This window comes from Levilactobacillus koreensis JCM 16448 (genome assembly GCF_001435525.1).
In the GTDB taxonomy this organism is placed as follows: Bacteria; Bacillota; Bacilli; order Lactobacillales; family Lactobacillaceae; genus Levilactobacillus; species Levilactobacillus koreensis.
The window spans coordinates 1-9,295 of record NZ_AZDP01000011.1; the positions used below are offsets into that span (position 1 = coordinate 1).

General features: G+C 50.9%; 9 protein-coding genes. 4 read left to right on the plus strand and 5 right to left on the minus strand.

The window, feature by feature from the left end:
* Positions 1-376: 376 nt before the first annotated feature.
* Positions 377-1,123, minus strand: a complete 747-nt coding sequence (locus FC99_RS00580) for a hypothetical protein (RefSeq protein WP_048735877.1) — start codon at positions 1,121-1,123, stop codon at positions 377-379.
* Between the two features lie 14 nt (positions 1,124-1,137).
* Positions 1,138-1,419 (minus strand): hypothetical protein, encoded by a 282-nt coding sequence (locus FC99_RS00585; RefSeq protein WP_048735878.1) that lies wholly within the window; start codon positions 1,417-1,419, stop codon positions 1,138-1,140.
* A gap of 163 nt (positions 1,420-1,582) precedes the next feature.
* Between FC99_RS00585 and rnz the strand changes: the two genes are divergently transcribed.
* The 4 genes from rnz (at position 1,583) to FC99_RS00605 (ending at position 5,851) form a co-directional block, all read left to right on the plus strand.
* Positions 1,583-2,533, plus strand: coding sequence for a ribonuclease Z (gene rnz, locus FC99_RS00590; RefSeq protein WP_048735879.1), 951 nt, complete (start codon positions 1,583-1,585; stop codon positions 2,531-2,533).
* A 1-nt stretch (position 2,534) separates the two neighbouring features.
* Positions 2,535-2,924, plus strand: coding sequence for a lipopolysaccharide assembly protein LapA domain-containing protein (locus FC99_RS00595; protein ID WP_048735880.1), 390 nt, complete (start codon positions 2,535-2,537; stop codon positions 2,922-2,924).
* Positions 2,925-2,991: 67 nt separating this feature from the next.
* A complete protein-coding gene (gene recJ / locus FC99_RS00600; RefSeq protein ID WP_048735881.1) occupies positions 2,992-5,310 on the plus strand; it encodes a single-stranded-DNA-specific exonuclease RecJ in 2,319 nt (772 codons plus the stop codon).
* A gap of 22 nt (positions 5,311-5,332) precedes the next feature.
* On the plus strand, positions 5,333-5,851 hold the full coding sequence (locus FC99_RS00605) for an adenine phosphoribosyltransferase (protein ID WP_048735882.1): 519 nt from the start codon (positions 5,333-5,335) through the stop codon (positions 5,849-5,851).
* A gap of 167 nt (positions 5,852-6,018) precedes the next feature.
* Here FC99_RS00605 and FC99_RS00610 read toward each other — a convergent pair whose 3' ends face one another.
* The 3 genes from FC99_RS00610 to FC99_RS00620 all read right to left on the minus strand — a co-directional run bounded on the left by FC99_RS00610 (position 6,019) and on the right by FC99_RS00620 (position 8,875).
* On the minus strand, positions 6,019-6,384 hold the full coding sequence (locus FC99_RS00610; protein ID WP_056986442.1) for a hypothetical protein: 366 nt from the start codon (positions 6,382-6,384) through the stop codon (positions 6,019-6,021).
* A 34-nt stretch (positions 6,385-6,418) separates the two neighbouring features.
* The gene (locus tag FC99_RS00615) at positions 6,419-7,432 is read right to left on the minus strand and encodes a hypothetical protein (RefSeq protein WP_056986444.1); all 1,014 of its coding nucleotides are present in this window, start codon (positions 7,430-7,432) and stop codon (positions 6,419-6,421) included.
* A gap of 258 nt (positions 7,433-7,690) precedes the next feature.
* Entirely contained in the window at positions 7,691-8,875 is a 1,185-nt protein-coding gene (locus tag FC99_RS00620; protein WP_235805838.1) for an MFS transporter, read from the minus strand.
* Between the last annotated feature and the right edge of the window lie 420 nt (positions 8,876-9,295).

The window sequence follows — 9,295 nt, forward strand, 5'->3', positions numbered from 1 at the left end:
TTTAACTATTTTTTTTGGTTACACCCAACGGGTGAAACCAAAAAGGACTAGAAAGGATTGAGATGTAGGAACAGTCAAAACATTCTAGTCCTTTTATGAATGAATTGGGTTAAATGATGTAACGAAAAAAAGACGTTTCCAATCTGCCAGTTGGCATAAGCGGAAACGTCTTTTCTTTGTGTGTGAAGTTTGATGGAACTTGTAGGCGGATGATTGAGCGAAGAAACCTATTTAGCCTTGTTGTTAAGTGACCTGTTTTATAACTTTCAAGAGCGTAGGGTAAATTCAAATTGTTGTGAGGTAACTTGAAATCTGCGGTCATGACGGTCTCGAATGATTGTAATGGTAAAGCTCAATCGCAACCACAGTGCGGCAATTAAAGATTTAACTTCAGCCAGCCAGTAGGTTTCACGATCTGCTTTTGGTTAGCGTAGGCGCCAGCGAAGGCAATCTTAACGCTACTGAAGCTAGGTTTCGTCTTTTCACTAGCCAAGCCGGTGGCAAAGGTCGCGAGCTTACCGTTGGCGGGAATCGTCTTGCCGGCACTGGCATCACTCAGCTGATTAGAAGCATTGAGTTGCTGGCTGGCCGATAAACGGATGGCTTTGATACCATCTGTGGTTAAAGCCTGCTTTCCCCGGTTATAAATGGTAAACTTGACTTGAATCGTGTAATACGGGCTGTCGAGGTGGGCCAGGTTCAGTGCTTGGGCGGCCATTCGTTTGGCGGCAGCGGTTTCGGCAGTGTTCTTGATGAGCCGTACCGTGGTGATCTTATAGGTCAGCTTCCCGCTACGAATCGTGCTTTGGGGATGAGTGACCTGGTTCAAGGTGAGCTTAGTGCCGACCTTGTCGTAGGTGTACTGCCCGTTACGTGTGAGGTTACCAGACTTCACGTAGCTGGCACTTCTGGTCTGGGCGGTGTCTGGGCGATACGTCTGGGCTTCCTTAGAGGAAGAGGCGGCCGTGACCGCAGCGTCTGGATCAGCCGCTTTGTAGTGGCTGGACTGACTGCTGTTATCCTTGAAACTGGCCGTACTCTTTTGCGCACCGGATTGACAGCCGGTGAGTCCTAGGGTCAGTAAACTCAGTCCTAGGACTAATGAAAATTTAAATAATCGCATGAAAAACACTCCTTTTAACCGAGTAAAATTTTATGAGGAACTAGTCGGTACCCATATAACCGTAATGGCGCGGTATCGCCAGCTATAAATAAATTAGTTTGGGGATCTACCTGTTGGCAGCGTGTGCGGAACTGATCCAACGTGAGTGCGGGACCGTCAGCTGCAAGTAAGTGTAATTGGTGACTGGCGGTAACGACTTGAAGATCCGTAACGGGCAGGGGCGTGGTGCTCTCCCAGTAAAGCTTTAGCGCGGGATGTAAGTCGATCGTTGAAAGATTGAAATCAATGAGTCGCATGTCTGAGCCTCCCTAATCAAGTCGTCACCTCGATTATACCGAACTTTATCCAGGAACCCTAACGATATTCACACGTAAGTTGGCTAAGATGCTAGTTGCGGTTTGCACGAAAATCCCCTAAAATAGTGGACGGACTCTAATTATAGAATAGGAACGAAAAAATATGGAAATTGAATTTTTAGGAACGGGCGCCGGTTCACCAGGAAAGTTTCGCAATGTGACCAGCACGGCCTTACGTTTGCTAGATGAACGTAACTCTGTCTGGTTATTCGATGTTGGTGAAGCCACGCAGCACCAAATTTTACGGACGACGTTAAAGCCCCGTAAGATCGACAAAATCTTCATTACCCACTTACATGGTGACCATATTTTTGGCTTGCCGGGTTTATTGAGTAGCCGGTCATTTCAGGGCGGCAACACGCCACTGACCATTTATGGTCCCAAGGGCATTCGGGACTTCGTTGAAGTGAGTCTACGGGTCTCTGAGACCAAGTTATCTTATAAGATTCATTACCAAGAACTGACGAATGATGGGCTAGTCTTCGAAGACCCCAAGTTTCGAGTCTACGCGCAGCATCTGGATCACCGCATCGAGTGCTTTGGGTACCGCATAGTGGAGAAGGACCATCCGGGCGAGCTTCAGGTTGACAAGCTGCAGGCCGCGCAGATCCCATCCGGTCCGGTTTACGGTCAGTTGAAGGCCGGTCAGACCGTGACCTTGCCTGATGGCCGCGTGGTTAATGGGCAAGACTTCTTAGGCCCCGCACAAAAAGGCCGTGTGGTCGCCATCTTGGGCGATACGCGCCAAACACAAAATGCATCGCGGTTGACGCAGAATGCCGACGTCTTGGTCCATGAGAGTACGTTTGCTAAGGGTGAGAGCAAGTTAGCGCGTTCTTATTACCACTCCACCAACATTCAAGCGGCTGAGCTGGCCAAGCGGACGCACGTTAAAATGTTATTATTGAACCACATTTCGGCGCGGTACACGGGCAAAATGGCCGTTGAACTGCAGCAACAGGCACGTGAGGTCTTTAAGAATACCCGCGTGGTGAAAGACTTTGATTTAGTGACGATTCCGTTTCAAAAAATGATTCCAGAGGATGCGAAGTAGCATGAAAAATCAATGGCGAATTGTGGTTACCCTGTTATTAGTCATCGTGGTGGCAGTCTTTGCCATCCTAAACGTGGAGAGTGTGCCAGTCTCATTTGGCTTTACGACGGTCCGCTGGCCGTTGATCTTACTGTTACTGGTTTCCATCTTGATTGGGGCCGTCCTTATGATCCTATTTTCAACGATCACGACCTTCCGGCATAATCAGGCCTATAAGGAACTGGAAAAGACGAGCTCTGAGCAGTTGCAGAAGCGCACCGCGGAAATCGACCGATTGACGAAGCGGCTACAGAATTCTAATCCGAAACAAGAAGTTGGCCAACAGGCTAAACGAATTCAGGAGTTGGAGGCACAGGTCGCCGAACTCCAGAGTAAGTTAACAGCTAAATAGATTTAGAACTAGAAGAGTGGCGCGTGACGTACCGCTCTTCAATCATTTTAGAGAGGATGGTTTGCTGGTGATTGCTGCACAATATCAATGGAACATTAAAAACGTTGACCAGCCGTCAACCGAGGCTCAGCAGGTAGCTCAGGCGGCGGGAATCTCACCGATCGTTGCCCAGATTCTGTGGAACCGAGGCGTGCGGACCGAAGCGGCTGTGACGGCCTTTTTGAATCCCGGTCCCGAACAGCTGCATGACCCTAGTCTGTTACATGACATGGCTAAAGGAGTGGCCCGCATTGAAGAGGCCATCGGTGCTGACCAGCAGATTACGATCTACGGGGACTACGATGCCGATGGGGTGACCAGTACGTCCATTTTGTACGAAACGCTGAACGAGATGGGAGCTAAGGTCAATTACTATATCCCTAACCGGTTCAGTGACGGGTACGGGCCAAACGTTGCCGCCTTTCAGAAATTGATTGCCGCCGGGACGCAGCTATTTGTGACCGTGGATAACGGGGTGTCGGGTAATGCTGCCATTGCCGCGGCTAATGAGGCCGGGGTGGACGTGGTCGTCACGGATCACCACGAATTACCGCAAGAATTGCCCGCTGCGTACGCAATTATCCATCCCCGATACCCAGGAGCCGAATATCCCTTTGGGGGCTTGTCGGGCGCCGGAGTGGCGTTTAAAGTCGCCCAAGCCTTACGTGAAGAAATTCCACAAGATGTTTTGGATCTGGCGGCCATCGGAACGGTTGCTGATTTGGTACCGTTAGTGGATGAGAACCGGGTACTGGTCTACTTTGGTCTACAACTACTGAAGCAAGACGAACGGCCGGGGCTGCGCTCGCTCATGGCGGGTGCCGGTATCAAGCCAGAAGAACTTACCGAACAGTCGATCGGCTTTGGAATCGCCCCGCGGCTAAATGCACTGGGGCGGCTAGACGATGCCAGTCCAGCGGTCGAGTTACTGACGACCGTTGATGACGGCCGGGCAAGCGAATTAGCCCAACAAACGGAACAAAAGAATCGGCAACGGCAGGAATTGGTCCAACAGATCAGCACGGCCGCTCTGGCTCAAGCCACGGATGACCAGCATAAGGACCGGCCAACCCTGATCATCAGCGGTCAGAATTGGCATGAAGGCGTCTTGGGTATCGTGGCCAGCAAGGTCGTGGAAGCAACGGGCAAGCCCACCTTGGTGTTGAACGTGAATGACGACGGTCGGGCTAAGGGGTCTGGACGAAGCGTCGATGCCTTTAACCTATTTACCGCTTTAGATGGTCACAGAGACCTGATGACGGCTTTTGGGGGTCATCACATGGCAGTTGGACTAACGGCACCAGCGGCCCAATTAGACGCCTTAGCGACGGCTATGGATCAAGAAGCCGTCGTCCAAAAATTGACTGAGAGTGGTCCCAGCGAATTGCCGGTAGCGGCATCGCTAAAAGTAGGGGCCGTTACGCCCAAACTCTATCAAGAGTTGGCCAAGCTAGCCCCGTTTGGGACGGACAACGTGCAGCCGCTATTTGCTTTTGAAACGGCCACGCTGGTTCAGGTCAAGACGATCGGTCAGGATCATAGCCATTTGAAATTTCAGCTTCAAGAGGACGGTCAGCGCCTAAATGCTATCCAGTTTGGGGCCGGCAAGTACGCCCCCCAACTGACCGCGGCACCGGAGCAAGCGGCCGTACTGGGAGCCATCGAAGACAACGTCTGGCAGGGCCGGCATTCCTTACAGCTGATGGTCAAGGACCTGCGGCTGACGGAAGAACCAATCATGGACGCCAGAACGACACAGCTGCATCAAGCCATGTTTAGTCAGCCCGGAACGTACGTCTTTTTCCACCAAAAGATTTATCAGCAGTTAGTTCAGCAATTGCCCACAACGGCAACGGCGGTCGTTTATGATGGCTCGGCGTTGACCCCATTAGCGGGTGAGACCCCACTGTTTATCGTGGATTGCCCGGATACGACCGGCGATTTGACCGCTGTTTTACAGCAGTTGCAACCACAAAAAGTGACGGCTTATCTCTATAAGAAAGAAAGTCTTTCGCAATTAGGGATGCCAACTCGCGCGCAATATGCTAAACTGTTTAAGTTCGTTGCTACACATCAACAAGTCGATGTGGGACACCAGCTGACGCAACTCGCAACCTTTTTGCAAATTCCACGGACGCAATTAGTCTTCATGATCCAGGTTTTCTTCGAGTGTGGCTTTATCACAATCGCACGTGGGGTAATGAACGGAGTGGCGCACCCGGAGCATAAGGAACTTTCTACAGCACCGAGTTACCAACTACGACAACAACAGATGCAGACGGAGCAGGATCTCTTGTTCTGCACGTCCGCAGAGTTGATCCAGCGTCTGCATGCCCCATTGAACTAATATAAAGGAGCTACTTAAACTTATGGCAACTGATTTTACGAAATACATTGCAAGCGTTCCTGACTACCCTGAAAAGGGAATCATGTTCAGAGACATCTCCCCATTAATGGCTGACGGCCAAGCCTTTCACGCCGCTACTGACGAAATCGTCAAGTACGCCAAGGGCATGGGTGTTGAGATGGTCGTGGGGCCAGAGGCTCGGGGCTTCATTGTTGGCTGCCCGGTCGCTTATGACATGGGAATTGGGTTCGCGCCAGCTCGGAAGCAAGGAAAGCTCCCTCGTGAGACGGTCAAGGCGACCTACGACTTAGAGTACGGGACTTCCGCACTCTACATGCACAAGGACGCCATTAAGCCGGGCCAAAAGGTCTTGGTCACTGATGATTTACTGGCCACTGGTGGGACCATTGGCGCCACGATTCAGTTGGTGGAAGACTTAGGCGGTATTGTCGTGGGAACGGCCTTCCTGATTGAACTGAGTGAGTTACATGGGCGCGACAAGCTGAAGGGCTACGACATCTTTAGTTTGATGAAATATTAAAAAATAGAGCGATTGTTTTCCCTTATCCGACAGACGGCGGGGGAAGACAATCGCTCTTTGATTTGAAGCTAAGGAATGCAGGGGTCAACTTAAGGTTAACGAGAACTGGGATGGTTAAGAGCTGGTTTAGCCTGGTTGCCAGAGAGGCCACCAGCTGTTGACATGGCTTAAGTGATTTGTTGCCGTTCTAGGTCTTTAAAGTACTGATAGGCTTGGTTGACGATGTCGGCAGGCGACTGGTGGTAGACCAACCGAATGTCAGGACGAGAATTGATTTGCTCCTTGGTCAAGGTGACTAAGACGGCATGAGAGAGTCCTTCGCTCATGAGAAATGTGAGGTCTGTTTGTTGGCCGGTAGCTTGTTGGGTGATCCAGGGAATGCTCTTTTCGTGGTTATTCACAATGGTCGGTGAGGCGCCGAATGACCGTAAAGCCTGGTTGAGAGTTTGGGTTTGTTGCCAGGCCACAATGAGAATGTGCTTGCCCGTTAAGACGTCTTTGCCATCCGCGGGTAGCCAATCGGTAAAGTTCATGGGGTGAGCGCGTTGATGTAATCGCCGAAGCTTGTCACGAGTCAAGTCGTGCGGGGGTGACTTCACGATACATTTGTGTGAGGAGGACGCCCTTATTTCCGGTCAAGACGCCGGCGTAAACCACGTCCAAGCGAGGTTCCGCGCCGTAAGCCAGCTCAAAATTGGAGAGCACCTGATCGTCAATGGTCTTGAAGGCAACGTGCGTATTGACTTTGATGAAGTAGCCATAGGTCTGGGTCTTTTGGCGGATGACTAATTCGTTGAGCCGAAGTTGACGGTAGCGGTCGGCAAAGTCGGGGAGCAAACGAATCTGGTGGAAGTCATTGGCGTTCAATAGGGCGTCTAAACGATATCTCAGATTTTGCGGCGACTCGTTGCGAAGAAAGTCGATCTTGCGGTTTAACTCGCGAATGGTTTCGTGGCTTGCGGCAAGCGATTGATCAAGGGTAGCTGCCTTATTTGCGAGCACGTGCTGCCGTTTTTCAGCGCTGTTTGCCCGCGCCTTTTCTGCTGGGAGTTGGGCAAGTTGCTTGCGTTGTTCACGCGATAGCGGTTGGGGACGAGGCTGTTGTCGAAGTTGGCGAATAGATTGAAGGCGAGTCTCAGCCGTATGTAATAGGTTGCCAGCCTGGAGCAAGTACAACTGGACATAGCTGAGCTGTCGTTGACTGGTGGCGGCATCCTCGTGAAGGACGCGATTGTTCTGGGTAAGAGAGGCGTTTTCCTGGCTAAGTGAGTTGACTTGCTGGACCAGTGCCTGATTTTCCTTCTTGAGCTGTCGTTGTGACTGCTGGGCGACGCGCAATTGTTCACGGAGGTCTAGCTGGCGATTGTTAGCTTGTGCCTGTTTTAATTGCCGCCGCAGACGCCGGACCTCAGACTTTAGTGCGGAGGCTGCGGCAGACTGGTCATCGGTAGTGGTCTGAACAACCTTGGGCCGTTGTTGTTCGCGTCGTTGGTAGCGTTCTAGGAGCTCTGTCTTGGCAAGCTGGGCGTGTTGCTTGTCGTTTTTGGACTGGGTTTTAAAATTAAATTGTTGATTAACCATGACCCGCACCTCCAGAAAAATATAATTAGACTAAGTTTAACCTAAATGATGGGTGACGGGGTATGATTTGTTCAATTTGCGCAGTAAACATTCTGTACTGGACCGATGGTAAGGTGGTGCCAAAAAGCCCCCACACGTCTCGGTTTCTTTGGTAGAAAGAACCTATAAGTTGTGGGGGATTTTTAAAAGCAAAGTGAGACTATCCGAAAACTTAGCCAGCTTGTTTAGCCATAAGCGTGGTGGCGCTGCGAAATATTATCAGTCCACAATCATTCCGCGTCGTTGAATCACGAAGCCAGTGAGGGTGAGACCGACTGCAAATAGGGCCAGCAACCAGATGACGGGCGTCCAGGAGTGGGTAAACTGCTGGAGATACCCGAAGAGAATGGGTCCCACCGCAGCTAACAGATAACCGGCTGACTGGGCCATTCCGGAGACGGCGGCTGTTTGGAACGGGTTCGTCGTTTTTTCCGTGAAGAAGAGAACGGCCAGGTTAAAGGCAATCCCCGCACCAATACCGGCGATCACACACAGGGTGGTCAAGAGTGCCAATGAGTGGATCGGCAGAATGAAGGCCAAGGGGGCCACAACGTAGCCTAACGTCATCACACCCAGTAGAATGGTGACGCCATGTTTCTTGTTGAAAAGATAGGGAACCGCAAATGACAAGGGAAGCCCGCTGAGCTGGAGCAAGGTGAGTAAGTTACTGGCGTTGAGGGTTGAGACGTTGTGAGTCACCAGAATGCTGGGTATCCAGGTAATCATCGCGTAGTATACGAGTGCCTGTAGGCCGAAGAAAAGGGTGATCAGCCAGCCTAAAGACTGATGCCAAACGCTTTGGTAGTGAGGAACTTGGGCCTTGGGGGTCGCCAGGGCAGACTGTCGCTTAAATTTTAAATTGGGCAGCCACGTCAGTAAGGCCAGGATGCTGGGAACGGAGAGCATGGCCATGGTCGCGCCGAGGCTGATGTGTGAGATCAGTAGACCAGCCAGTGCTGTCCCAATCGCACCAATGAGGAGCATAGACAGCGTGTACAGGCTAGTGCCAAGTTGTAAATTATCCGCCATGTGGTCCTTGATCAATGCGGGCACGAGCACATTACCGCTGTCGATACCGATCCCGATAAGAAAAGTTCCGACGAACAGGGCCGGTACTGCGGGGATGATTCGCAGATAACTGCCGACAATCAGCAGGAAGAAGAGGAGAAAGACGGTCAATTCATTTCCCCAATGTTGGGCGAGTCGAACGATGATCGGTGAGAAGATGGCAAAGGTGATGAGTGGAATCGACGTAAGTAGGCCGGCCATGGCACTGGGTAGAGCAAACGTTTTTTCGATGTGTGTCAGTAGCGGGGGGATGAAGGTGATGGGCAGCCGTAAGTTAGCAGCAATCATCATCATGCTAAAGAGAAACCACTGACGGTGGGGTTGTTTGTCGGTCAAAAGAAAGTCCTCCTATAAAAGTCAATACCCTATTATAGGCTGGAAAGCCCCACTTTGAAAAGGTTAGTACGCGAAAAAGCAGAGCGACCGGGATCGCTCTGCTCCAGACAATTAAGTTGTACGTGTTTTCGGGGGGATAAATCAGGTTAAATGCGAGTGGTCGAGGCAGTGAGGATGAGGGCCCTCACCGAGGATGGTCGACCAAGCAACAATAGTAATGGTGGCGGGCGACTCAAGTGGATTGAATCGTCAGGGACGGACAACGTGAATCTGGTGAAAATGAGAGGCCGCGGTGGAATCGGTAACGTCCATGGCAACACCTCCATAATTATTAACTAATTATATTGATTAGTTAATAACAGTATTATGCCCGGATTATTCATTAACAAGATTTCTTACCAAAATAGGTAGGTCCGAATC

Bases quoted from the DNA above. Each gene is read 5' to 3' on its own strand.
- FC99_RS00580 (WP_048735877.1), bottom strand. From the start codon at position 1,123: ATGCGATTATTTAAATTTTCATTAGTCCTAGGACTGAGTTTACTGACC.
- FC99_RS00585 (WP_048735878.1), bottom strand. From the start codon at position 1,419: ATGCGACTCATTGATTTCAATCTTTCAACGATCGACTTACATCCCGCG.
- rnz (WP_048735879.1), top strand. From the start codon at position 1,583: ATGGAAATTGAATTTTTAGGAACGGGCGCCGGTTCACCAGGAAAGTTT.
- FC99_RS00595 (WP_048735880.1), top strand. From the start codon at position 2,535: ATGAAAAATCAATGGCGAATTGTGGTTACCCTGTTATTAGTCATCGTG.
- FC99_RS00605 (WP_048735882.1), top strand. From the start codon at position 5,333: ATGGCAACTGATTTTACGAAATACATTGCAAGCGTTCCTGACTACCCT.
- FC99_RS00610 (WP_056986442.1), bottom strand. From the start codon at position 6,384: ATGAACTTTACCGATTGGCTACCCGCGGATGGCAAAGACGTCTTAACG.
- FC99_RS00615 (WP_056986444.1), bottom strand. From the start codon at position 7,432: ATGGTTAATCAACAATTTAATTTTAAAACCCAGTCCAAAAACGACAAG.